The 24,849-nt window shown below is 45.6% G+C and carries 24 protein-coding genes; 17 read left to right on the plus strand and 7 right to left on the minus strand.

Annotation, left to right across the window (positions count from 1 at the left end; genetic code table 11):
• Nucleotides 1-52: 52 nt before the first annotated feature.
• The 3 genes from FTU67_RS00920 to FTU67_RS00930 all read left to right on the plus strand — a co-directional run bounded on the left by FTU67_RS00920 (nt 53) and on the right by FTU67_RS00930 (nt 2,223).
• Nucleotides 53-676, plus strand: a complete 624-nt coding sequence (locus tag FTU67_RS00920; protein WP_164844958.1) for an alpha/beta fold hydrolase — start codon at nt 53-55, stop codon at nt 674-676.
• Nucleotides 677-710: 34 nt separating this feature from the next.
• The gene (locus tag FTU67_RS00925) at nt 711-1,637 is read left to right on the plus strand and encodes a tyrosine recombinase XerC (RefSeq protein WP_075167151.1); all 927 of its coding nucleotides are present in this window, start codon (nt 711-713) and stop codon (nt 1,635-1,637) included.
• Nucleotides 1,638-1,851: 214 nt separating this feature from the next.
• Nucleotides 1,852-2,223: a hypothetical protein gene (locus FTU67_RS00930; RefSeq protein ID WP_034597425.1), complete on the plus strand. Its 372-nt coding sequence runs from the start codon at nt 1,852-1,854 to the stop codon at nt 2,221-2,223.
• Nucleotides 2,224-2,305: 82 nt separating this feature from the next.
• On the opposite strand, the gene FTU67_RS00935 is transcribed toward FTU67_RS00930, so the two are convergent.
• The gene (locus tag FTU67_RS00935; RefSeq protein WP_045795165.1) at nt 2,306-2,800 is read right to left on the minus strand and encodes an Lrp/AsnC family transcriptional regulator; all 495 of its coding nucleotides are present in this window, start codon (nt 2,798-2,800) and stop codon (nt 2,306-2,308) included.
• Between the two features lie 113 nt (nt 2,801-2,913).
• On the opposite strand from FTU67_RS00935, the gene FTU67_RS00940 reads away from it, so the two are divergent.
• From FTU67_RS00940 to serC, 7 genes are all read left to right on the plus strand, one after another.
• Nucleotides 2,914-3,519, plus strand: coding sequence for a LysE family translocator (locus tag FTU67_RS00940; protein ID WP_180061311.1), 606 nt, complete (start codon nt 2,914-2,916; stop codon nt 3,517-3,519).
• Nucleotides 3,520-4,019: 500 nt separating this feature from the next.
• Nucleotides 4,020-4,769 carry an electron transfer flavoprotein subunit beta/FixA family protein gene (locus FTU67_RS00945; protein ID WP_005176529.1) on the plus strand — a complete coding sequence of 250 codons (750 nt, stop codon included), beginning with the start codon at nt 4,020-4,022 and terminating at the stop codon, nt 4,767-4,769.
• A gap of 18 nt (nt 4,770-4,787) precedes the next feature.
• Complete coding sequence (locus FTU67_RS00950) at nt 4,788-5,720, plus strand: FAD-binding protein (RefSeq protein ID WP_005176532.1); 933 nt, start codon at nt 4,788-4,790, stop codon at nt 5,718-5,720.
• Nucleotides 5,721-5,895: 175 nt separating this feature from the next.
• A complete protein-coding gene (locus tag FTU67_RS00955) occupies nt 5,896-6,597 on the plus strand; it encodes a hypothetical protein (RefSeq protein ID WP_180061312.1) in 702 nt (233 codons plus the stop codon).
• A 439-nt stretch (nt 6,598-7,036) separates the two neighbouring features.
• Complete coding sequence (gyrA, locus tag FTU67_RS00960; protein ID WP_180061313.1) at nt 7,037-10,000, plus strand: DNA gyrase subunit A; 2,964 nt, start codon at nt 7,037-7,039, stop codon at nt 9,998-10,000.
• 68 nt (nt 10,001-10,068) lie between these two features.
• A complete protein-coding gene (locus tag FTU67_RS00965) occupies nt 10,069-10,500 on the plus strand; it encodes a DUF3887 domain-containing protein (RefSeq protein ID WP_104488818.1) in 432 nt (143 codons plus the stop codon).
• Nucleotides 10,501-10,795: 295 nt separating this feature from the next.
• Nucleotides 10,796-11,875, plus strand: a complete 1,080-nt coding sequence (gene serC / locus FTU67_RS00970) for a 3-phosphoserine/phosphohydroxythreonine transaminase (RefSeq protein WP_180061314.1) — start codon at nt 10,796-10,798, stop codon at nt 11,873-11,875.
• A gap of 63 nt (nt 11,876-11,938) precedes the next feature.
• Here the strand turns inward: serC and FTU67_RS00975 are convergent, their stop codons facing one another.
• The gene (locus tag FTU67_RS00975; protein WP_005176552.1) at nt 11,939-12,079 is read right to left on the minus strand and encodes a hypothetical protein; all 141 of its coding nucleotides are present in this window, start codon (nt 12,077-12,079) and stop codon (nt 11,939-11,941) included.
• 398 nt (nt 12,080-12,477) lie between these two features.
• A complete protein-coding gene (locus FTU67_RS00980; RefSeq protein ID WP_075168247.1) occupies nt 12,478-13,410 on the minus strand; it encodes a hypothetical protein in 933 nt (310 codons plus the stop codon).
• A gap of 264 nt (nt 13,411-13,674) precedes the next feature.
• On the opposite strand from FTU67_RS00980, the gene FTU67_RS00985 reads away from it, so the two are divergent.
• Nucleotides 13,675-14,142 (plus strand): YaiI/YqxD family protein, encoded by a 468-nt coding sequence (locus FTU67_RS00985; protein ID WP_005176559.1) that lies wholly within the window; start codon nt 13,675-13,677, stop codon nt 14,140-14,142.
• A gap of 5 nt (nt 14,143-14,147) precedes the next feature.
• Nucleotides 14,148-15,071 carry a DMT family transporter gene (locus FTU67_RS00990; RefSeq protein WP_104471252.1) on the plus strand — a complete coding sequence of 308 codons (924 nt, stop codon included), beginning with the start codon at nt 14,148-14,150 and terminating at the stop codon, nt 15,069-15,071.
• Here FTU67_RS00990 and FTU67_RS00995 read toward each other — a convergent pair.
• On the minus strand, nt 15,059-15,625 hold the full coding sequence (locus FTU67_RS00995) for a PilZ domain-containing protein (RefSeq protein WP_005176561.1): 567 nt from the start codon (nt 15,623-15,625) through the stop codon (nt 15,059-15,061). The genes FTU67_RS00990 and FTU67_RS00995 overlap by 13 nt on opposite strands.
• A 25-nt stretch (nt 15,626-15,650) precedes the next feature.
• Here FTU67_RS00995 and FTU67_RS01000 point away from each other — a divergent pair, with 25 nt between their 5' ends.
• The 3 genes from FTU67_RS01000 (at nt 15,651) to FTU67_RS01010 (ending at nt 20,050) form a co-directional block, all read left to right on the plus strand.
• Nucleotides 15,651-16,886, plus strand: a complete 1,236-nt coding sequence (locus FTU67_RS01000) for a lipoprotein-releasing ABC transporter permease subunit (RefSeq protein WP_005176562.1) — start codon at nt 15,651-15,653, stop codon at nt 16,884-16,886.
• The gene (gene lolD / locus FTU67_RS01005; protein ID WP_005176563.1) at nt 16,879-17,562 is read left to right on the plus strand and encodes a lipoprotein-releasing ABC transporter ATP-binding protein LolD; all 684 of its coding nucleotides are present in this window, start codon (nt 16,879-16,881) and stop codon (nt 17,560-17,562) included. The genes FTU67_RS01000 and lolD overlap by 8 nt, the downstream gene beginning before the upstream one ends.
• Before the next feature lie 85 nt (nt 17,563-17,647).
• A complete protein-coding gene (locus FTU67_RS01010; protein WP_168416285.1) occupies nt 17,648-20,050 on the plus strand; it encodes a DNA internalization-related competence protein ComEC/Rec2 in 2,403 nt (800 codons plus the stop codon).
• Here the strand turns inward: FTU67_RS01010 and FTU67_RS01015 are convergent.
• Nucleotides 20,047-20,988, minus strand: coding sequence for a lysophospholipid acyltransferase family protein (locus FTU67_RS01015; protein WP_160243428.1), 942 nt, complete (start codon nt 20,986-20,988; stop codon nt 20,047-20,049). The genes FTU67_RS01010 and FTU67_RS01015 overlap by 4 nt on opposite strands.
• Before the next feature lie 130 nt (nt 20,989-21,118).
• Here FTU67_RS01015 and sppA point away from each other — a divergent pair, with 130 nt between their 5' ends.
• Both sppA and FTU67_RS01025 read left to right on the plus strand, forming a co-directional pair.
• On the plus strand, nt 21,119-22,144 hold the full coding sequence (gene sppA, locus FTU67_RS01020) for a signal peptide peptidase SppA (RefSeq protein ID WP_016660002.1): 1,026 nt from the start codon (nt 21,119-21,121) through the stop codon (nt 22,142-22,144).
• A complete protein-coding gene (locus tag FTU67_RS01025) occupies nt 22,141-22,944 on the plus strand; it encodes an alpha/beta fold hydrolase (protein ID WP_160243427.1) in 804 nt (267 codons plus the stop codon). Before sppA ends, FTU67_RS01025 begins: the two co-directional genes overlap by 4 nt.
• Nucleotides 22,945-23,020: 76 nt before the next feature.
• Here FTU67_RS01025 and purN read toward each other — a convergent pair whose 3' ends face one another.
• On the minus strand, nt 23,021-23,650 hold the full coding sequence (gene purN / locus FTU67_RS01030; protein ID WP_016660003.1) for a phosphoribosylglycinamide formyltransferase: 630 nt from the start codon (nt 23,648-23,650) through the stop codon (nt 23,021-23,023).
• A 6-nt stretch (nt 23,651-23,656) separates the two neighbouring features.
• Complete coding sequence (purM, locus tag FTU67_RS01035) at nt 23,657-24,727, minus strand: phosphoribosylformylglycinamidine cyclo-ligase (RefSeq protein WP_005176576.1); 1,071 nt, start codon at nt 24,725-24,727, stop codon at nt 23,657-23,659.
• Nucleotides 24,728-24,849: the final 122 nt, after the last annotated feature.

Consider the following 24,849-nt stretch of genomic DNA (forward strand, 5'->3'; position numbering starts at 1 on the left):
CGGTGCTTTTTTATGTTAGGATGATTTGAGTTTTGCCTGCAGAGCCATGATGATGCATAAACTTGTTTTTCTGCCGGGTGCCTCAGGTAGTCAGCAATTCTGGCAGCCGTTAATGGCCCGGTTGCCAGCATCGGCCCGGAAAACCGTGATTGCTTATCCCGGTTTTGATGGGGTAGAAGCCGATGCCAGCATTCAGAGTCTGGCCGATCTGAAAACGCGGGTGATCAGTCAGATTGAAGAGGACAGCATTCTGATTGCCCAGTCAATGGGCGGAGTGTTGGCCATAGCCGCTGCATTGCAGCAGCCGAATAGACTTCGGGCCTTGGTGTTAATGGCTACTTCGGGCGGGCTGGATTTAACTCCGTTTCAGGCCAAAGACTGGCGTGAGATTGAGCCCCTGCAATGGGCCAAGCTGCCGCAGTGGTTTGTGGAAGATCAGACCTATTATCATCCGGAACAATTGGCCAGTATTGATCTGCCGGTGTTATTGCTTTGGGCCGATCAGGATGAATTGAGTCCGGTTGCCGTTGGTGAGTTTCTGGCCCGGCAGTTGCCGAATGCCCGATTGGTGATTATGCCCGATGCTGATCACTGGTTTGCATCCTCGCAGGCTGAACGTGTCGCCGGGGAGATCAACCGTTTTTTACACGACTATTTTTGCAAAGCTACTTTTTAAAAGACAATTTTTTACCAGAACATAGGATGGTGTGATGAAGTTAAGTGCTGAACAGTTACTGGAGATGTGGCTGAAACAACGCGAAATCCAGCATCAGTCGGCACATACTTTGCATGCTTATGCACGTGATGTTGGTGATTTCCTTCATTTTTGTCAGCAGAAAAACATGCCGCTGGCCGATGTGGAAACCGCTGACTTACGTGAGTTTCTGGCGTATAAGGTCGAAGCGCAGCAGCTGAGTTCCAGCAGTTTGCAGCGCATGTTGTCTTCTATTCGCCAGTTTATGAAATGGGCTGAACAGGGGAGTTATTTGGCGTTTAATCCGGCTGATGATTTTCAGTTAAAACGTCAGCCACGTCCTTTGCCGGGCATGGTCGATATTGAAACGGTACAGCAGATTTTAGATCAGCCAGAGCCGGAGTCAGAGCGGCAAAAACAGCTCTGGGTCCGTGATAAAGCGATTTTAGAGCTGCTGTATTCCAGTGGATTGCGCCTGGCGGAAGTACAGGGCTTAAGAATTAAAGATCTGGATTTTAACCGGCAGTTATTGAGGATTACCGGTAAGGGCAATAAAACCCGGGTGGTACCGTTTGGTTCTAAAGCCAAAGACAGTGTGATGCGCTGGCTACAGATTTATCCGCTGTGGCAGGGTGATTTTGTCCCGGATGCGCAGCTGTTTATTACGGAAAAAGGTCAGCCACTCGGTGCGCGGCAAATTGAAAACCGGGTCAAGTTGCAGGCCCAGCGTGCTGGTGTCAATGTCGATTTGCATCCGCACTTATTGCGACATTGTTTTGCCAGCCACATGTTATCTAATAGCCGTGATTTGCGTGCGGTGCAGGAGATGTTGGGGCACAGTAATTTGACCACCACGCAAATTTATACTCATGTCGATTTTGATCATTTGGCGCAGGTTTATGATCAGGCTCATCCAAGGGCGCAGCGCAAAGAGCAGGGCTGAATTGAGGCAAGTGAAAAGGACTTTCAATTCACGGGTGAAAGACTAGAATAGAGGTGTCAGGCATGAGCATGTGCCACCATTGTAGAATAAAAATAAAGGTGGAGATGGCGTATAAAGAGGGTTAATTTTTGACTCGAGTAATATTCAGAACGAGCACAAAAATTCCGAGGACCCAACCTGATTGATGATTTGGGAAAAATGTAAAGGCATAGATATGATTTCGGATATTCAACAAAAATATGAACAGCTGAGTCCGGCGCAAAAAGAAATTTTTGCCGGTTATGGTTTAAGACAGGTGAAACACTTTGTGGAAATTAACCTGCCAGCCATGCAGGCCATTTTACCTGAACAGGCCGTGATTCAAGGCATTAACGCACAAGGTAAGGTGCAGGCAGTTCATACGGAAACAGGTCAAGGCTATTTATGGATTTCCGATCGTCAGTGGCAGGAAAGCCAGCAATTGACCCAAACCGTCGATGCAACTGAAGATTTTATGCAGGTCTGGAAAGTGTTTAATCTGGCTGAATATGACCTGATTGATTTAAGCCACGTGCACCGCGACTTTTTGGATGGTCAGCAGGCTTAAATATAAGTACTGCGTGCAGCATAGCAAGAGAAGGTTATCTTGCGTGCTGCAACTTAACAATCTTCAAAATCGCCGGCTAGGCTTATAAATCTTCCAGCGGCAGCTGAAAACTCTGTTTAATAATTTGACTTGGCAAATCGGTTTTGACACTGGTGATGCCATTTTTTTTGGTTAAATGGGTGGACTGAAATTTACGATAACTTTCTAAATCGGGCACCACCACTTTCAGCATCGCATCGCATTCCCCCAAAATAATATAGCACTCCATCACCTGCGGTAATTCTTTCATCGCCTCAATGAAGGTATCAATAGTTTCGGCATCCTGCCCGACCAGCCAGATCCGGGAAAATAAAATCAGTTGAAACCCAATCTTATGCGGGTCCACCACCGTAGTGTAATTCTGGATTACTCCGGCTTCTTCTAAAATTTTCACCCGTCTTAAGCAGGAGGACGGCGACAGGCCAATTTCACGGGCCAAATCGTTATTCTGAATGCGGCCATTGTTCTGTAAAGCTCGAATGATATTTTTATCGATGCGATCCAGCTTTATTCGAACAGACTTTGGATATTGCTTCATAAATTAGAGGATAATTTGAAAAATTATTTAAATTATAGAATATTTGAAATCCTATTTTATAGCGTTTCGCAGATACTAATTTTCACTTTCTCAAGTACGACGGGAAAAAGGAAATGTCTGTATGGGTACTTTTTGCATTGACTGTGTTGCCGCTGATTTTTACGCCGGGGCCGGATATGTTATTCATTTTGTCGAAAGTGATGGGTAAAGATGCAAAAGCAGGCATGATGGCCACAGTCGGCGTGTGTAGTGGTTATCTGGTGCATTCGATTCTGGTGGCGTTGGGAATTGCCGCGATTATTGTGTCCTTTCCGCTATTATTTGAAGCGATTCGCTGGTTAGGGATTGCATATTTGCTGTATTTGGCGGTGGGTTTATTCAAGTCGGTATTGAGCAAGAAAAAGCTGGCGATTGAAAGTCGCAGCAGCAGTCATCCGGTGCGCAAAGGATTTTTTACGGCACTGTTGAATCCAAAAGGCATGCTGATTTACTTTGCGATTTTGCCGCAGTTTATTGATAAAACTGGAAATACCGTTACTCAAGGCTTGTTATTGTCCTGCATTTTTATTGGGCTAATTTTTATTGTGTACTGCGCGTTAAGTCTGATCTTTGCCAAAATCACCCAGAAAACCCAGCTGGATGAACGTAAACAGAAGTGGATTGATGGTACATCTGGTGGTTTACTGGCGCTGGCGGCCAGCTGGTTAATGGTCAATTAAGCTGTGAAATTTAGAAAAAGCATGTCCTAGGTCGACATGCTTTTTTATATGGAGAGCGTGAAAAAGAGAATTGTTACAAAAACAGAAATGAACCGATGGTCATCTTAGACCAAAGTCTGGCAGGGGATACAAACTGCTATCCTAAATGACATCAAAATAGCCAGGTTTCGGTCTGCTATGTTAAAAAATGAATAATAATTCATTTTATTGTGCTGGCTAGTTAATCAGAACAACTGATGTGATACATAAGATAAAAAGATAATATAAATCAATGGTTAAAATATAGCTTAATCTGGCTGAAATATAGCTGGGTTAAGCTGGATGAAAAAAGTATGAACGCAACGTTCAGCTATTTTTACGCATTTTTACAGCTTCTTGGGCAATTGTGACTTGACCGAAATGCCAAACCCATTGCAAGATAAGACACCTACAAAAATTTAAGTGAAGAGTTATCTTAACTTTTCTCATCTTTTACATTTACTAAAACAGCCGAGGATTACATGAAGGCTCTTGTTGCTGTAAAACGTGTGGTTGATGCCAACGTTAAAGTTCGCGTTAAACCGGACAATAGTGGGGTTGACCTTACTAACGTTAAAATGTCAATTAACCCATTCTGTGAAATCGCCGTGGAAGAAGCGGTTCGTCTAAAAGAAAAAGGAACAGTTTCAGAAATCGTTGTTGTTTCTATCGGTCCTAAAGAAGCGCAGGAACAAATCCGTTCTGCTATGGCGCTTGGTGCTGACCGCGGTATTTTAGTTGAAACTGCAGATGAAATTGGCGCACTTGAAGTGGCTAAAATTTTAAAAGGTGTTGTTGAGCAAGAGCAGCCACAACTGATCCTTTTAGGTAAACAGGCAATCGATGATGACTCAAACCAGGTGGGTCAGATGTTGGGTGCTTTACTGGGCGCAGGTCAAGGTACATTCGCTTCTGAAGTGAAAGTAGACGGCGACAAAGTACAAGTGACACGTGAAATCGATGGCGGTTTACAAACTGTTGAATTATCACTGCCAGCAATCATCACGACTGACTTGCGTTTGAATGAGCCACGTTATGCGGCACTTCCAAACATTATGAAAGCGCGTAAAAAACCGCTGGATACCAAGTCTCCTGCAGATTACGGTGTATCAGCCGGGACTAAACTGAAAACTGTAAAAGTTGAGTCACCAGCTGAACGTAAAGCGGGCGTACAAGTGAAGTCTGTAGATGAGCTTGTTGAAAAATTAAAAAATGAAGCGAAAGTGATCTAATACAGAAGGATATAAATCATGAGTATTTTAGTTATCGCTGAGCACGACAACAAAGCACTAAATGGTGCAACGTTAAACGTTGTGGCTGCAGCTCAAAAAATCGGTGGTGATATCACTGTATTGGTTGCTGGTTCTGGCGCGCAAGCAGTTGCTGATCAGGCAGCTAAAGTTGCGGGCGTGAGCAAAGTATTACTGGCTGATGATGCTGCCTATGCAAATCAGCTGGCTGAAAATGTCGCAAAACTGGTTGCTGAATTGGGTAAAGGCTATAGCCATATCCTTGCAGCATCTACAACGACAGGTAAAAACATTTTACCTCGCGCTGCAGCATTGCTGGATGTCAGCATGATTACTGACATTATTGCAGTGGACAGCCCAAACACATTCAAGCGTCCAATTTATGCAGGTAACGCGATTGCAACTGTTGAATCTTCAGAAGCAATTGTTGTAGGTACTGTACGTGGTACAGCATTTGATGCGGTTGCTGCGGAAGGTGGTTCAGCTGCGGTTGAAGCAGCAGCTTCTACAGGCGATGCAGGTATTTCTAAGTTTGTGAACGAAGAAATCGTGAAATCTGAACGTCCTGAATTAACAGCTGCGCGTATTGTAGTATCTGGTGGTCGTGGTGTAGGTTCAGGTGAGAACTATCACAAAGTACTTGATCCACTGGCAGACAAACTGGGTGCAGCACAAGGTGCATCTCGTGCAGCGGTTGACGCGGGCTTCGTTCCAAACGATATGCAGGTTGGTCAAACAGGTAAAATTGTTGCGCCTGATCTGTACATCGCTGTGGGTATCTCAGGTGCGATCCAGCACTTGGCCGGTATGAAAGATTCTAAAGTGATCGTTGCGATCAACAAAGATGAAGAAGCACCAATTAACGCAGTAGCTGACTACTGGTTAGTAGGTGACTTGAACACTGTAGTTCCAGAATTGGTTTCTAAAATCTAATTCCTGAACTTCGGTTAAAAAGACGCTCTTGCGCAAGCAGTAAAAGTTTTTACTTTGCTGTTTTGTTCAGGGGCGTTTTTTATTCTGTAATTTTTTATCGGAATTCATCAAAATTTAACATTTTTAGTATTGTTAAATTCAATAAACAGCAGAAGAGTCTAAAAATTATGCTAGTATGCCGGTTTTTGAAATCTCTGATTTCGTCAGCCGGAGTCTCCCATTGAGTTTTGATACCCGATTGTCCAATCAAGTCTTTATCTTATTTCTGCTGTGTCTAGGTTTGCCATTCCTGGTCGATTTGCATCTGCCAGTTTTAGATGGTCAGCTCGTGCGTGGCGTTGAAAATGTTCAGGCTTTCTTATTATTGTTCTGTGCAATATTCAGTTATTTTTATATCCGTCCTTTTGATTTGGCGGATGGACAAAAGCAGTTCTGGTTATGGGCAATTTGCTGGTGGCTATTGTTGTTTGGCCGCAGTATCAGCTGGGGGCGAGATTATTTTCCGGAAGTGCCGAAAGTGTATTTCAGAGCGATTTCAATTGTGCTGATTGCGCCTGTGGTGTTTATGCTGTTCTCTCGTCATTTGCGTGCCGAAATTGTGCGTAAATTTAAGTCGGTATCCTTGCCGCTCTGGGTTTTAATTTTGAGTGTAGTCGGTCTAATTGCCGCAGATTCTATCGAACATGGCCGTGCCATCAGCTTTATTTTCCTGCACGATGTGGCTTATAAAGATTTTATGGAAGAAATGTATGAATTCCCGTTAATCCTGGGCTTATTCATGATGACTCTGCATATTATGAAGCAGGATAAACCGCCAGTGGTGGCCGAGCCAGTATATCTGGAGCTGGATGATCACGAAGCGGTGGCCAAGAACTAAGTGGGTTTCACATCATGCTCTCAAATATAAATCATGCCTTGTCCGAGGCATGATTTTTTTATGTCTTTTATTTCAAAAAAGAAGATTGCTTGATCCAAGGCCAATTTTGTCGCAAAGCGTATATTTTATGCATAGCGCAATATTGATCAAATGAGCAGAAATGCCATGTGGCGCGATGGATTTCACAGCTGGATATGCTGATGAAAAGTAGCTGCAAGACCGATTGGCAAAAATAGCTTAAAAATGTACCAAAAACTCATCTTTAAACATTAGAAAATTAACAAGATTAAGATGAACAGGATGACACAAAAATAGGACTATTTATGCTATAATTCCCAGCTAAATTTTCGTTTTTTAACTCAAGTTTTGAGTTAAATTTTTTGCCAAATTTACGATATAAAATGCGGGCAGAAATCTGCTTGTATAACAAGGAGTATGCATGAGCGTATCGGAAATTAGACCGATTGCCATTGAGGATGAACTCAAGCATTCATATCTCGATTATGCAATGAGCGTGATTGTGTCACGGGCATTGCCAGATGTACGAGATGGTTTAAAACCTGTTCATCGTCGTGTGCTTTATGCAATGCACGAATTGGGCAATGACTACAACAAAGCCTACAAAAAGTCTGCCCGTGTTGTGGGTGATGTGATCGGTAAATACCATCCACACGGCGATTTCGCAGTCTATGAAACCATCGTTCGTATGGCGCAAGACTTCAGTCTGCGTTATCAACTGGTGGATGGTCAGGGTAACTTCGGTTCGATTGATGGCGATAGTGCGGCCGCAATGCGTTATACCGAAGTACGTATGACCAAGCTGGCCCATGAACTCCTGGCCGATCTGGAAAAAGATACCGTAGATTGGGTCGATAACTACGATGGCTCGGAGCGTATTCCTGACGTTCTGCCAACCCGTATTCCAAACCTGCTGGTGAATGGTTCTGCCGGTATTGCCGTCGGTATGGCGACCAATATGGCACCGCATAACCTTACCGAAGTGATTAATGCCTGCCTGGCCTATGCCGATAATCCGAATATCAGCATTGAAGGCCTGATGGAACACATCAGTGGTCCAGACTTCCCGACAGGCGGCATCATTTACGGTAAATCGGGCATTGTCGATGCTTACCGTACCGGTAAAGGCCGTTTGCATATCCGTGGTAAATATCATTTTGAAGAAGACCAGAAATCTGGTCGTACCACCATTGTCTTTACTGAAATTCCGTATCAGGTTAACAAAGCCAAAACCATTGAGCGTATTGCTGAACTGGTTAAAGAGAAAAAACTGGAAGGAATCTCGGAGTTACGTGACGAGTCCGATAAAGACGGTATGCGCATTGCGATTGACTTGAAACGTGGTGAGAACGCCGAAGTCATCGTCAATAACCTGTTCCTGAACACGCAGCTGGAAAACTCGTTCAGTATCAACATGGTCTGCCTCGACAACGGCCAGCCAAAACTGATGAACCTGAAAGACATCATTGCTGCGTTTATCCGTCACCGCCAGGAAGTGGTGACTCGCCGTACCATGTATGAACTGCGCAAAGCACGTGAACGCGGTCATATCTTGGAAGGTCTGACCGTTGCTTTGGCGAATATTGATGCCATCATCGAAACCATTAAAACTTCTGCCAACCCGGCCGAAGCGCGTGAGCGTTTACAGGCTGGCGAATGGGCCGCTGGTGGTGTGGTGGCATTGCTGGAAAAAGCCGGTTCCGTGTCTATTCGCCCGGATGAAATTGAAGGTGAAGATTTAAGCCGTCCATTTGGTTTGGATGGAGATGTTTATCGTCTTTCTCCAGCGCAGGTCGGTGCGATTCTGGAACTGCGTTTACACCGCTTAACCGGTCTGGAACAAGACAAGTTACATGCAGAATATTCTGAAATTCTGGCGCAAATCGCTGAATACACTGCTATTTTAAATGACTTTAATTTATTGATGGCGGTGATTCGTGAAGAGCTGGCGCTGGTATTGCAGCAATATGGCGATGCACGTCGCACTGAAATTGTTGAATCCCGCATCGACTTCTCGCGTGAAGATTTAATTCCTGAAGAGCAGGTGGTGTTAACCGTTTCACAATCCGGTTATGCCAAGACTCAGCCATTGTCCGATTATCAGGCTCAGCGCCGTGGTGGTCGTGGTAAGTCTGCCACAAGCATGAAAGAAGATGATTATATCCAGCATCTGATTGTCACCTCGAACCACGCGACCGTACTGTGCTTTACCGATGTCGGTAAGGTCTATCGCCTGAAAGTATTTGAAGTGCCACAAGCTTCACGTGGTTCGAAAGGCCGTCCAATGGTCAACCTGTTGCCATTAGATGCCAATGAAACCATTACCGCGATTCTGCCAGTAATTGATGCACCGAAGAAATTCAAAGAGCGTCTGGCCGATTTCCGTAGTTTTGTGAAAGCCAACTCAGTACAATTACAGCAAAATCAAGTAATTGCTAGCCATTATGCCGAACTTGAAGCCGCATTTGCAGAACTGGCAGATGGTGATGATCTGTCGGATGCCTTGCGTGTTCAGTTAAAGCAGCTGGGCCTAGAGCTGTCAGCCACAGACCTGGATGATGAAATTGTTGCAGAATTTGCCGAGCAGGCTGAAAATCTGCGCAAAAACTTCTATGTGTTTATGGCAACAGCGTCTGGTACGGTTAAACGTGTCGAGCTGGAGCAGTTCAGCAATGTGCGTTCTAACGGTTTACGTGCTATTGAACTGAACGAAGAAGACACCCTGATTGGCGTGGCGATTACCGATGGCGAACAGCAAATCATGCTGTTCTCGAATGAAGGTAAGGCGATCCGTTTTGCTGAAACTGATGTTCGTGCCATGGGCCGTTCAGCCAAGGGTGTGCGTGGTATGCGTGTCACCATTGGGGCAGCGCAAGCGGAAGAAGCCGAAGACGATACAGCCGATAGCGAAGATGATGCAACCGACAGCAATTTTGTGAGCCGGATTGTATCGCTGGTCGTGGTACCAGAAACCGGTGAAGTGCTGTGTGCATCCGCCAATGGTTATGGTAAACGTACTCCGGTCGATGACTTCCCGACCAAAAAACGTGGCGGTAAGGGTGTAATTGCAATCAAGACCTCTGAACGTAACGGTGAACTGGTCGGCGCGGTGGCCATTGATGCTTCGAAAGAATTGATGCTGATTTCGGATGGCGGTACGCTGGTACGTACCCGTGCTTCGGAAGTGGCAGAAACTGGTCGTAATGCGCAAGGTGTACGTTTAATCCGTTTAGGTGAAAATGAAACCTTGGTGGGTGTAGAAGCGATTGAAGCCGTGGAAGAAGATGAATTTTCTGAAGATTTAGCTGATGAAAATACAGCTTTAGATACGCTAGAGACCGATGCAGCAGCTGCTGAGCAGGATGAAAAACCGGCTGAAGAATAATTTTTCTTCTCATGAAAAGGACGCTTCGGCGTCCTTTTTTACACAGTACCGTACAGGAATAACCCGATATGCAGCTTAAATTATGGATAGGCTTGAGTGTTCTGGCTTTGGCCGGATGTGATCAGCTGGGTCAAAAAGCCATGGACGCCATTCCAAATCCGAGTCCGCAGCAGGAACAGGTGGCACAGGCGGCCTATGACAATTTACGTGATGGCGAGTTCGAGCAGTTTCTGAATCATCTCGAACCAGAACTCAAAAGCCATTTTCAGGACAACCAGAAAGTCATGAAACGCTTTGCCAAGGTGATTCCAAAAGGCGAATATAAATCGCGTACCCTAATGACCAAAAGTATTGAAACCGGTAGTAATCAGCCGGGTCAGTACAAGATTAGCTATGAATATGCATATCCGAAAAATCTGGTGCAATATGACGTCAGCTTTGACCAGCCGGGCGGTAGCAGTAAAATCCGCAACTTGAATATTCAGGTATTTGGTGAGTGAGTGCACTCTTAATCACTACATTTTACTAAGCTTTACCAGATCGCTGCGTATTACTGCATATATATTCAAGATCAGTGCAAAATGTATTTAAGTAATAGAAAGAGGTCATCCACATTGGGCTAGATATAGAGTGAGATAGGTTTCCAATCTGCTGGAAAATTTCAAATTATCTTGTGAATCTATATTGATTTTTCGACTGTATCTGCGTGCCAAGATTGAAATAATTTTGTGCAAGCCTGAGCAAGATGTGGTTAAATGCCTATTTTATTGTGTTTCACCTTGACAAGGAAAAATCATGCGCGCGTACAACTTCTGTGCTGGCCCTGCTGCATTACCCACTGCCGTATTAGAAAAAGCTCAAGCAGAAATGCTGGACTGGCACGGCAAAGGCCTTTCGATCATGGAAATGAGCCATCGTAGCAAAGATTATGTTGCGGTTGCAGAAAAAGCAGAAGCCGATTTACGCAAACTCATGAACATTCCTGAGAACTATAAAGTACTGTTCTTGCAGGGTGGGGCATCCTTACAATTCTCGGCAATTCCATTAAACCTGCTCGGTAAAAATAACAAGGCCGATTATATCCATACCGGTATCTGGTCTGAAAAAGCATTAAAAGAAGCACAGCGTTATGGCGATATTCATGTCGTGAACGCAGGTATTCAGATTGATGGTAAACATGCGATTAGCGCGCAAAGCGAGTGGGATTTATCTGCAGATGCAGCTTATGTGCATTATGCCGACAATGAAACCATTGGTGGTCTGCAATTTGCCAGCATTCCTGAAACCGACAAGCCGTTGGTGTGTGACTATTCATCTAGCATTCTGTCTGCACCGCTAGATGTTAGCAAGTTTGGTTTAATTTATGCGGGTGCACAGAAAAATATTGGCCCGGCAGGTTTAACCCTGGTGATTATCCGTGAAGATTTACTGGATCAGGCCAAGCCGGAAATTCCAAGCATCCTGAAATATTCAGATCAGTCGAAAAATGGTTCAATGGTGAATACGCCATCGACCTATGCCTGGTATTTATCTGGTCTGGTTTTTGAATGGTTACTGGAAAATGGTGGGGTTGATGCCATGCATCAGACCAACCTTGAAAAAGCCAAACTGCTTTATGGTTATATCGATTCAAGCGATTTCTACGCCAACCCGATTGTTGAAGCCAACCGTTCGATCATGAACGTACCATTTACGTTGGCCAATGCCGATCTGGAAAAACAGTTCCTGCAAGAAGCGGAAGCCAATCATCTGTTGAATCTGGCTGGTCACCGTTCAGTTGGTGGTATGCGTGCCAGCATTTATAATGCCGTGCCACTTGAAGGTGTTCAGGCACTGGTTAACTTTATGGATGACTTTGCCAAACGCAACGGCTAATCCAGCGTATACGAAAAAGCCCATCATCAGGATGGGCTTTTTTTATGGGATATGGAATACGGATTAAAAAATAAATTGATGCAGCAGGTAGGCAGAAATCATCATGCCCAGAACAAAAAACAGGCAGGACATTTTATCCAGACGATAACGCTGACCCATTTGATGTTCAACAGATTGTAAGTTTTCTTCTTGCACGATTTTCATAGATATTATATTCCAGTGATCTATTTATCGTTGATACTTTCGATTTGTCACATATTATTAACATAAAAAATTGGTTAAATAAAGTACTAAATACATTTTCCTTAATAAACTTTTCAGCCGATTTAAAATCAGAACATCATCTCTTCATTCTGTTGACCGGATTTATTCAATATTCAATTTTTAAACAGATTTAATCTAAGTCTATGAAAATCAATAGAGATTAAATAATAAGCTTTAAAATTTAAAACTGTGGATAAATAAGTGATTTTTGAATTTAAAATAGTGCTATTTAGAATAAAACTGTGGATAAAATATAATCAAATAAATTCAAAAGATACAAAAAAGACCTGCTTCAAGCTGAAAGCTCATATTGAAGCAGGTCTTTCTTTAAATATAAATTATTGTTTTTTCGCGTAAATACTGACCTGAATCCAGATATTGCCGCGAATGAACTGGCCAATTTCAAAATCAGCAAACTTGGGTTCTTTGGTCGCAATACGGATTAAAGTGGCTGGCTGGTTGTCTTCATGAATCAGGCAGACATCATACAGGGTGTAATCCTGATTCATAAACTGTGCTTGGGTTTTACCGACCACATTGCCCTGGAACCAGGCTTCATCTTCCTGTCCTAAGACTTCACCATATAAATAGGCCACCATTTTGGAGAAATTCACGGTCACCGGGGCTTTATCTTCTTCAGATTTTGGCTCCCAGGCGTCAATCTGTTCCTGCAAATTGGCCGGGGCAACACCATTATTGGCCGCCAGAATATCATTTAAGGCACGGTGATGTTTAATCGAGGCAGGATCATCAACAATCAGTTGCTCATCTTCTGCCACGGCTTCCAGCTCGTAAGCCCAACCATTCAGATGCGCGATATAAGTCTGGTCTTTTTGGTACTGGTGGTGATTGACGCTATACAGACTGTCAAAGGCATAGACCGTGGTGTTTTCACCCAGATTTAATCCCAAAACCGCCTGGGTATTGGAAGGGCAGCTAATAATCCGTTCAATGGTCACCGGGGTTTTATACGGGCTTTCAAAACATGGAAAGGCCGTTTTAACCGCTTTCGGCTGATTGGCCTCTACGGCAATGACCTGCGCCAGTTGAATCGGCTGTTTGACCGGACCCTGAATCAGCCAGGTGCTGTCATCCATATCACATTCTTGTGCGCATAGCCCCATTGGCATGATGGGTGCATCCAGTGCCTGACCTAACCATTTGGGAACATCAACATTCGGCTGATCGGTGAGCAGCGTCCAATGCTCTACATGGCTGCCAAAACTTTGATCTTCAATGGTAATGATGTCTGGTCTGTTCTGATTTTTCATAAGCACGTTAAGAGAATGTCGAGTGGCCTTAATCTATTTAATCGAGGGTGTTTTAAATTTTTCAAGTCTGGGCACCGATTTCTCCTTTGAAAATGCCCGAAATGATGAGAAAAGTCAAAAGATGAGCTTAAGCTGCTTAAGCACAATCAGCTGATCCAGCGTGTTATTACTCTAGCAGCATCTTGGTGAAAAAGCCTGTATTTCCCGCCGCGGCGTTGAGTGAATTTTGCTACACTAGGGACATCAAAATTGCCGGAATTGAAAGTGCTGCCATTTAAGCTGTGGGTGGATGCCGATGCCTTACCAAGAATTTTAAAAGATGTGATTATCCGGGCTTCTGACCGCTATCAGCTCGAAGTAATTTTTGTAGCCAATCAGAATGTGGGCATTACTCCATCGGTGCGGATTAAATCCCTGCAGGTCATGAGCGGCGCAGATGCGGCCGATCAGGAAATTGTTGAGCGGATGCAGGCCAACGATATTGTGGTAACTCAGGATATTCCACTGGCAGCGCAGGTGATTGAAAAGGGCGGTATTGCGATTCATCCACGTGGTGAAATCTATACCACTGCCAATGTTAAAGCGCGGCTGCATTTACGTGATTTTATGGATACTCTACGCGGCGCTGGCGTGCAGACCGGTGGGCCACCGCCAATTTCTGAGCGCGATAAACGTGAATTTTCCAGCAGTCTGGATCAGACCATTCAAAAACAAAAACGTAAAACCGGCTGAATTACATGCCTTCAAAAAATAATATTGCCCTGACTTATATGCTGCTGGTGTTTATCTGGGCCTCGACACCGCTGGCGATTGTCTGGAGTGTGTCGGATTTGCATATGCTGTGGGCGCTGGCTTTACGTTTTTTTATTGCCTTGCCGCTGGCCTTTGTCTTTTTATTGCTACTCAAAGTGCGTTTTCCGGTTGATCAGACGGCATTGCACAGTTATGTGGCCGGTTCCTGCAGCCTGTTTGGTTCCCAGATTTTTACCTATCTGGCCACCAGCTATTTAAGTTCGGGCATGATTGCACTGATGTTTGGTCTGGCGCCGATTATTGCCGGCCTGATTGGGCGTTTTGCCTTTCAGCAGCGTCTGAAAAAACTGCAATGGTTCGGGATGCTGGTTGCAGTGCTGGGACTGGGTATTATCTGTCTGGGCGGAGAAAACCAGCATGTACAGCCGGTCGGGATTGGTCTGATGCTGCTGAGCGTGCTGATTTATGCCATGTCCATTTTCTGGGTCAAAAAAGTGAATGCCAAGGTGGAACCTGTGGCACAGGCCACTGGTTCAATCCTGATTTCAACCTTGATGGCAATTTTGATGTTGCCAATAATCTGGCCTTATGCACCGACTGAAATTCCGGAAACCAAGGCTTTATTCTCTTTACTGTATACGGTGGTGATGGCTTCACTGATTGCCATGTTCTGTTATTTTAAGCTGGTACAGAATATTCAGGCGACCACATTGTCACTGACCACTGTCATGACCCCAATGCTGGCCCTGCTAATTGGTGCATTTCTGAATCAGGAAGCCCTGAGCTTGACAGTGCTGATCGGAGCTTTGGTCTTATTGTTTGGCTTGTTCTTATATTTCTTCCATGATTTACGTGCAAGCCGGGCGTTGGCACGTAAACAGGCACATCCTGAAACTTATTTAGATTGACACTGCTGGATGACTTCGGCCAGTTTGCTGCGGTCTTGCGGGTGTAAAGTAATAAAATAGGCCCCGGTACGATAGCGGCCATTATCTTCGGCATTGCTATAGACCACCTGGGCAGTTGCAGCAATATGAAAGAAATTTTCCGGATGACTTAAGGTCACGTGAATATAGCTGCCATCGGCAATTTCACGCTCGCTGTAGAAGCTTAAACCGCTTTCGGAAAAGTTGACCTGTTCTGGTACAGGTAACATGCTTTGTACAATTGCATCGTATAAAGAACCGGTAATCAGGTTTAATTTTTGGTTGAATAAGGATAAGATTCGAGCAATTTGTTGATCTTTTTCAGATAATTGTTCTAATTCGTAGTTAAGCGCATGATCAAATTGATCTAATTCAGCGAGTAGTAGAAAATAACGCGGCAACATAAAATTAGGATCGTAAGGATCATTAAGAGCAACTTGATCAGAAATAAGCTGATAGTTGATTCTCAACGCAGCATCGATACGTGACATCACGCGACGTTCATTTTGAGCGTTTTGATGCTGTAAATTTTCCATAATGTATTACCTCGGACTAGATGGTATGTTTAAACCAATCTCGCTATATATAGGGTTGAGATATACGCGCGCTCGGCGCAGTAATCACTTTATTTCTTTTATTGCTCTGGTTTCAATGATCGGTCTCACTTTAGGTGTTGCTGTTCTGATTACAGTGTTATCTGTGATGAACGGATTTGACCGTGAATTGAAGAACCGGGTCTTGGGGATGATTCCGCAAGCGACTGTTTCATCTACCCAGATTTTAACAGATTGGCCTGAACTTGCAAAAAAAGTTGAGCAACATGAGCATGTTACAGGTGCTGCACCGTTTACCCAATTACAGGGGATGTTGACCGCACACGGTCAGGTTTCCGGCATTATGGTGACCGGTATCGAGCCGGAATATGAGAAGAAAGTTTCGATTATTCATCAGCATATGGTGGAAGGCAGCATTGATAACCTGAAAAAAGGCGAGTTTGGGATTGTGCTGGGCAAGCAAATGACCGATGCCTTGGGCCTCAGTTTAAATGACAGTATTACTTTGGTCTTGCCTGAAGCAACGCCATCACCGGCCGGTGTGGTGCCACGTTTTAAACGTTTTACCATTGTGGGGATTTTCAGCATTGGTGCCGAAGTTGATTCGATGATGGGCTATATCGCCCTGAATGATGCTTCGACCCTGTTACGTCTGCCGGATGGCGCACAAGGCGTACGCATGAAGCTGGACGATATTTTTGCCGCACCTACTGTTGCCAACGACATTGTGAGTGAACTGCCAGCCAATTTCTATGCTTCAGACTGGACCTATACCCATGGTAACCTGTTCAGTGCGATTCAGATGGAAAAGGCCATGGTCAGCCTGTTACTGTTCTTAATCGTTCTGGTCGCAGCCTTTAATATTGTCTCATCTCTGGTGATGGTGGTGACTGACAAAAAAGCCGATATCGCAATTTTACGGACCTTAGGTGCATCTCCGGGCACGATTACCCGAATCTTTATGGTGCAAGGGACCGTGATTGGCGTGATCGGGACAGTCTCCGGCGCGATTCTTGGAATTATTTTTGCCTCCAGCATCAGTGGTTTTATTGCCTGGCTGAACAATGTTTTGGGCTTGAATCTGTTTGATGCCTATTTCATTAACTACTTACCATCGCATTTAAGATGGCAAGATGTCGTGGTCATTGTCAGCCTGTCTTTAATTTTAAGTTTCCTGGCCACAATTTATCCGGCGTTACGCGCGGCGAAAATTCAACCTGCAGAGGCGCTTCGTTATGAATAAAACTGTACTAGAAGCCAAACAGGTCACCAAACATTTTACTGATGGCAAAACCACAGTAGATGTGCTGCGCGGCCTCGATTTAAAAATCGAACAGGGACAATTTGTGTCGATTGTCGGCGCCAGTGGTTCGGGTAAAAGTACCTTGCTACACGTCCTTGGTGGGCTTGATCGTCCAAGTCAGGGCGAGGTTTATTTAAATGGCCAGCGTTTTGACAATTTAGGCGAAGCTGAGCGTGGTTATTTGCGTAACCAGTATCTGGGCTTTGTTTATCAGTTCCACCATTTGTTACCTGAATTTAGTGCGCTGGAAAATGTGGCGATGCCCTTGATGCTGCGTAAGGAAAGTAACTTTAAAGAAGTGAAACAGCAGGCCGAATATCTGCTGGATCGGGTGGGCTTATCGCATCGACTGACCCATAAACCGGGTGAACTGTCGGGTGGTGAACGTCAGCGTGTGGCCTTGGCGCGTGCCATTGTCACCAAGCCGGCAGTCATGCTGGCTGATGAACCGACCGGGAACCTGGACCGTAAAACCGCCATCAAGATTTTTGAGCTGTTACGCGAGCTGCGCCGTGAGTTTAATATGGCCATGCTAATTGTGACCCATGATGAAGAGCTGGCCAAATCGGCCGATACCATTTTGCATATGCAGGATGGCATCTGGGTACCCGACTAAAACCCGATTATCAGATCAATGACCCTTGAAGCCCACTCCGGTGGGCTTTATGCTTGCTCAAAATAAAAATAAGACAGAAAACGACATGTTCAAAATCATGGGTGCCGGCTGGATTTTAGGCATTGCCTGTATGGGCAAAACGCTATGGCCGATGCTGGATTTCCCGCTCTGGTTGTCAGGCCTGTTACTGATTATCCTGCTTTTACAGCAAATAGCTGCTTTACATTGGTCCCATCTGGGCATCCAATTGATTAATACCTGTGTGGCATTTGTCATTACATTTTTGTTGGGGCTGAATTTTGCCCAAAACCAGTTGCAAGAGCGGTTGATATTTCGTGAACTGACCCGCCAGCCGGCAGAGGTGGTGGTCTATGTCCAGCAAATCAATCAGCTGGGTAGCAGCCAGCTCCGGCAACCGGTTCAGGTGCTGAACCGGCATAGCCAGCCGGTGCAATGGCTGGCCTTGCTGCCGGCTGAACAGGAACTACAGCTGGGGCGTTATTATCGTTTACAGGGGCAGACCTTGCCGGCGCACAGTTTTGCCGTTCCGGGTGCGTTTGATGTAGAGCAGTGGTATCTCCAGCAAAATATCATGAGCGGCTTTCAGGTCCAGTCGATTGTGGAACTGACTGAATCGGAACTGTATCGGCTGGGATTTGGGGCACATTTAAGACAGCATCAGCAACTCTGGCCGCAATTTAAATTGTGGATCGAAACACAGCGTTTACAGATTCGTGACTTTATCCAGCAGCAGGCATTGCAGCATCCCGGCTTAATACTGGCACTGCTGACTGGCGATAAAAGTTTACTCGATGAAGCCACCGAGCAGCAGTTTCAGCGTTTCGGGATGAGTCATTTGCTGGCGATTTCCGGGCCGCATGTGCTGATTTTTGCCGCCATGCTGTGTTTTGTGCTGCAGCGCCTGGTCACTCGCTATTGGCCCGAATTATATGCGCAATTGCCCCGAAGTTATCTGCTGTTGCTGCCGTTTATGGGCTGTGTATTTGTATATTGTGCCTATGTTGGGTTTGAAATTCCTGCGCTCAGGACTTTACTGATTTGTCTGGTGGCAGGCGCCTGCCTGTTGCTAAAGCAGCCGATACAGCCGCTGTCTTTGCTGATTGGTAGTGCTTCGTTATTGCTGCTGCTTGATCCGTTGAGTGTGCTGTCGGCGGCATTCTGGCTGTCTTATGGCGCCTGCTTTGTGCTGTTAAGGATTTACCAGACCCTCCGGCAACAACCGGTGCATCCGCAGCAGACGTTGATGCAGAAATTGTGGCAGGGCTTCCGGCTGTTATTTGAATCGCAATGGAAAATTTTTATTGCGCTGTTTCCGCTGATGATCATCTTCTTCAAGCAGATTGCCTGGATTGCGCCGCTGAGTAATCTATTGGCCATTCCCTGGATCGGTCTGGTGACTGTACCGCTGGATATTCTGGCCGGTTTAAGTTTTTATCTGGCGGAACCGCTGAGCCAGTTGCTGTTTCAGCTCAATGACTTGGCGCTAAGTCTGTTATTGGGTTGTTTGCAGTTGCTGGATTTGCTGTTTGTGCCGCAACTGATTCCGGTTGCGCTGAGCCCACCGATGCTGCTGAGTCTGGTGCTGGGACTGATGATTTTATTTCTTCCCGCAGGTCTAGTGCCTAAAGCCTGGTCAGCGCTGTGCTTGTTGCCTTTGCTGTTTCAGGATCAGTTTTCTCGGCAGGTGGAACTTAGTGTGCTGGATGTTGGGCAAGGGCAGGCGATCTTTTTACGCTATCGTGAACACAGTATGATGATTGATATGGGCGGTCATTATGATGAACAGAAATGGAGTATCGGCCGGCAGATTATCCAGCCCTTTTTAAGTGTCAAAGGCGTGCAGCAGTTAGATTATTTATGGTTGACCCATCTGGATCAGGATCATAGCGGTGCCTATCAGACCTTAAAGCCACAGTTGCAGGTGCAACAGGTCTATGCCAATGCTCAGCTTGAGGTACATCCGGACAGTCGCTTTGACTATTGCCGGCAGGGACAGCAATGGCAGTGGCAACCGGGCATCCAGATACAGGTACTCTCTCCGAAACCGGAGCAGTTAAATCCTGTAGAACAGCAGAAAAATGAAAGTTCCTGTGTGCTGCTGGTTGAGTTTGCACAGGCTCAGCCTTATTCACGCTTTTTATTGATGGGCGATGCAGGCTGGCCGACTGAATATCAGTTATTACAGGATTATCCGGATTTAAAAGTGGATGTGCTGGTGCTTGGCCATCATGGTAGCCGGCACAGTTCATCTTACCAGTTTTTAAAACAGCTGGAGCCTAAACTGGCAATTGCATCGGCGGGGCTGAATAACCGTTATGGCCATCCGAGCACGCAGGTAAAAGCCCGACTGAACGCCTTAAAAATTCCCTTATGGCAGACCGCGCAGCAGGGTAGCATCCAGTTTTATCCCACTGAGAATGAGGTGCTACCGTATCGGCATATGCGGGTTTGGCTGCGGCGTGATTAAGCGGAATTAGCTTTGGTATTTTGAATTAACGCCAAGGCTTCATCCGTAGGAATATCATAAATCCGTCTTAAGGCTGGATGTGCCTTAAAGCGTTTATAACTCCAGTGATAATGTTCCGGATGCTGGGCAATCAGCTGTTCAATCTTCTGGTGAATCATTGCGGTGCCTTCATTGGCAGAACAGTCGTAGAGCCGTGCGTCCATGGCTTCAATGAAAATATCAAAACCTTGCTGTTCATTGCGCAGTGCATACAGAAACAGGGCAGCGGCTTTAGTTTTTTGAATCAGCTTGGCACTCAGGTTGCTGGATTCAAGTGGCAGGCCAAAATAGTGAATCATTTCACCCCCCAAATGCGGGGTGTGGTCCGGCAAAATTACTGTGGTTCCACCTTGTTTCAGTGCCTTAAAAATCTGACGAATACCGCTGTCATTGGTCGGCACCAGATTGGCCTGTTCACGGCTGCGAGCGTTACGGACAAACTCATCAGCCGATGGATTTTTCACCGGTTTATACATGATGGTCATTTCGGTGTGCTGCGCCACCCAGGCATTCATGATTTCCCAGGTGCCAAAATGCGGCACAATCAGTACCACGCCTTTTTGCGCAGCCAGTGCCTCATGTAACAGCTGTTCGCCATGCACCTGATGAATGCGGGAAATATTCTTGTGGTTTTCTGCGCCCCAGATATTAAAAAACTCAAAATAAGAGGTGAGTTCATTGCGAATGGCCTGACGCGCCAGCTGTTCACGCTGGGTCGTATCTAAATGCGGCAGGGCAATATTTAAATTGAGGCGAATGACCTGAGAGGTCTTGCTGAGCTGAAAGACATTCAAAAATGCCGCCAACACGCGGGCCGCCCAACGTGAAAGGCTGAGGGGTTGTCGACTGACAAAATGAAGTAAACGAGAGATAGTCGTTGGGGCGAGTTTATCAGTCATTCAGTATAGTGAAATCTAAAGAAAAGGTTAAAAATGAAAATATTATAGGGGAAAACATTCAATTTAGACAGCAATCAGTTTTTCGGCGTATATAATGGAGGAAAATTAACTCGAGTTTTGGATTGTTTTTATGTCCGATTGGCCGCCTAAACCAGAAAATGAAATCAAGAATAGCCATCCACCCACAGCACAACAACCGACAGGAAACGAATGGAAGTTACTGGAAAAAGCGGTTTTAGCCTCTGTTGAAGAACAGCGCCGCGCCAGACGCTGGGGAATTTTCTTTAAGTTCCTGACCTTTGCCTATATTTTTATTCTGCTGGTGATTATGGGTAAAAGCTGTAGCAATAATTCTGCTACGGCCGTGACCAGCAGTTCGCATATTGCCGTGGTCGATATTGTGGGCACCATCGCAGCGGATAAACAGAGCGTCAATAGTGAAAATACCATTAAATCACTGCGTAAAGCCTATGAAGCAAGCGGCAGTAAGGCGGTGGTGCTAAATATTAATTCACCGGGCGGATCACCGGTTCAGTCCGATGAAATCTGGCAGGAAATCCAGTATTTAAAACAGCAGCATCAGGATAAAAAACTGTATGCGGTGATTGGCGATACCGGCGCTTCAGGCGCTTATTATATTGCTTCAGCTGCCGATGAAATTATTGCCAATCCATCCAGTCTGGTTGGCTCGATTGGGGTGATTATGCCGAATTATGGCGTTAGTGGCTTAATGCAAAAGCTGGGTGTTGAAGATCGCACCATGACCTCCGGTGAAAATAAGGCGCTGCTGTCGATGACACAACCGGTGGATCCGGCACAAAAAGCCCATGTTCAGGGTGTGCTGGATAATGTGCATGCGCATTTCATTACTGCAGTCAAACAGGGCCGTGGCAACAAGTTAAAAGCCAATGATCCAACCTTGTTTTCCGGCTTATTCTGGACCGGCGATCAGGCATTGAAACTGGGGATTATTGACCGTCTGGGCAGTATGAATACGTTAAAACGTGAATTAAAAGTCGACAAAACCGTCAACTATACCATTGAATATAATCCGCTAGATTCGATGCTGGGTCGTATGGGCACTGCGGTAGGTCAGGGGATGGCCAGCGCTGTATCGCAGCAGATTCAATCTGAACAAAGTACCAAATTACAATGAAACCATTAATCCATTTTGCTCACGCCAATGGCGTACCGTCACGGGTCTATCAAAAACTATTTCAGCATCTGCAAGATGATTATGACGTGATTGATGTGCCTTTGCTCGGGCCAGATAAACGTTATCCAATCGATAATCACTGGAACAGTCTGACCCAGCAGGTGATTGACAGTATTGTGCGGCAGGCACAAGGCCGCAAGGTGATTGCACTGGGTCATTCACTTGGTTCGGTGCTGAGCTTTCAGGCCGCGCAGCAACGCCCGGAACTGTTTTCCCAGCTGATCATGCTGGATCCGCCAATGATCATGGGTAAAGAAGCCTTAGTGATGCATGTAGCGAAACTGTTGAAGCTGAAAGCCCTCGATAAAATGTCACCGGCGGGATTGTCTAAACGCCGCCGTGATCATTGGGAGTCACGTCAGCAGGCTGCCGAGCTGCTCAGACCCAAAGGCTTTTATCAAGATTTTGATCCGGACTGTTTTCAGGCTTATATCGACCATGCACTGACAGAAGATCTTGTACGTGGTGGAGTGACGCTTACCATTCCTAAAATGGATGAAGTACAGATTTTCCGTACCAATCCATCTTTATGGTGGTTGCCACAGGCCAAGCTGAAGGTGCCGGCACAATTGGTAGTGGCCGAGAAAGGTCCGTTTCTGGCCCGCAAGTTTCCGCAGCAAATTGAGAAGAAATTCGGGATTCCTTTTCATGTTGCGCCGGGCGGTCATATGTTCCCACTGGAACAGCCTGAGCAAGTGGCACAGATGATTAAATCCTTATTAAAGGATCAGGCACCTTAAGATTACTTTTGGGAAAAATCAGGTCATAAAAAAACGCATCCGAGGATGCGTTTTTTTATAGATATTACTTTTTATTTTAGCGCTGACAGAACTGTAGCGGTTGCGCTAACACCTGACCACGATACAGCACCGCGTTTGGTGTGTGCTGCAGCGTACCACTACAAATCCATTCCACCACTTGCGGATAAATCAGATGTTCCAGCACATGCACACGATTGGCCAAGCTTTCCACGCTGTCCTGATGCGATACAGTAAGTACCCCTTGGGCCAGCGCCTGACCGGCATCCAGCTCGGCAGTCACATAATGTACCGTACAGCCATGATAGACATCACCCGTGTTTAACACCCGTTGATGAGTATGCATGCCTTTGTAATGCGGCAGCAGAGAAGGGTGAATGTTCAGCATTTTCCCTTCCCAGGCTTTAACAAACTTGGCGCTTAAAATGCGCATAAAGCCTGCCAGCACCACCAGATCAACCTCCCAGTCTAAAAGCTGTTGATGCATCACATCATCAAAACTTTCACGGTCTGGGTATTGCTTGTGTTCAATTACCGCAGTGGCAATACCGGCTTTTTGGGCACGTTCCAGCGCATAGGCTCCAGGTTTGTTGGAAATGACCCCGACAATTTGTCCCGAAAGACGGGCATCAATCAGGGCCTGTAAGTTCGATCCACTGCCTGAAACAAGTACAGCAATTTTCAACATAGACAATTACGCAAAAATCACACGGATTTTTTCGTCAGCACCTTCAACAGATTCTGCATTGTCAACAATGTGACCCATTGCCCAGGCTTTTTCGCCCAACTGGTTCAGCAATTCAACAGTTTTGTCAGCATCCGCTGCATCCACTGCCAATACCATACCAACGCCACAGTTAAAGGTACGGTACATTTCGAATTGTTCAACACCGCCTTCTTTTTGCAGCAGTTTGAACAGTTCTGGCCATTCCCAAGAGGATTCGTTAATTACCGCTTGCGCACCATTTGGCAGAACGCGTGGTAAGTTACCAGGTAAACCGCCACCGGTGATGTGCGCCATTGCGTGAACATCAACAGATTTAAGTAATTCAAGAATAGGTTTGACATAAATACGGGTTGGCTCCATCGCTGCATCTGCCAGCGGACGGCCATCTACGATTTGAGTCAGGTCAACGTTTTTCACGTCCAGAATTTTACGAAGCAGAGAATAGCCGTTTGAGTGTGCACCTGAAGACGCAACACCAATCAGAACATCACCCGCTTTGACTTTAGAGCCATCAATAATTTTGCTTTGCTCAACCACGCCTACGCAGAAACCTGCAAGGTCATAATCTTCGCCTTCATACATGCCAGGCATTTCAGCAGTTTCACCGCCAACCAGTGCACAGCCCGCAAGCTCACAACCTTGACCGATCCCGGTAACTACATTGGCTGCAACATCAACGTTTAAGTGACCCGTTGCATAGTAGTCGAGGAAGAACAGTGGTTCTGCGCCACAAACCAGCAGGTCGTTCACACACATGGCCACCAAATCCTGACCAATGGTGTCATGACGGTTTAAATTAAGGGCTAAACGTAATTTTGTACCAACACCGTCTGTGCCTGATACGAGAACAGGTTCTTCATAACCTTTAGGAATTTTACAAAGTGCGCCAAAGCCGCCTAATCCGCCCATCACTTCAGGACGAGTGGTGCGTTTCGCAACAGATTTAATTCGATCGACTAACGCGTCACCGGCTTCGATGTCGACACCAGCATCTTTATAGCTTAAACCAGGGGTAGGGTTAGAAGTTGAGTTGCTCATAATGAAGTCTCCGCATTCGCGCGGGGGATTATAACCCGAATATACGAAACTCTTATGTTATTTATGCGCTAAAATGCTATCTTTATTAAAATATTTTACTTTATATAACGATTACACTGCAA

Origin of the sequence: Acinetobacter sp. YH12132 (genome assembly GCF_013418645.1) — a bacterium.
Classification (GTDB): Bacteria; Pseudomonadota; Gammaproteobacteria; order Pseudomonadales; family Moraxellaceae; genus Acinetobacter; species Acinetobacter indicus.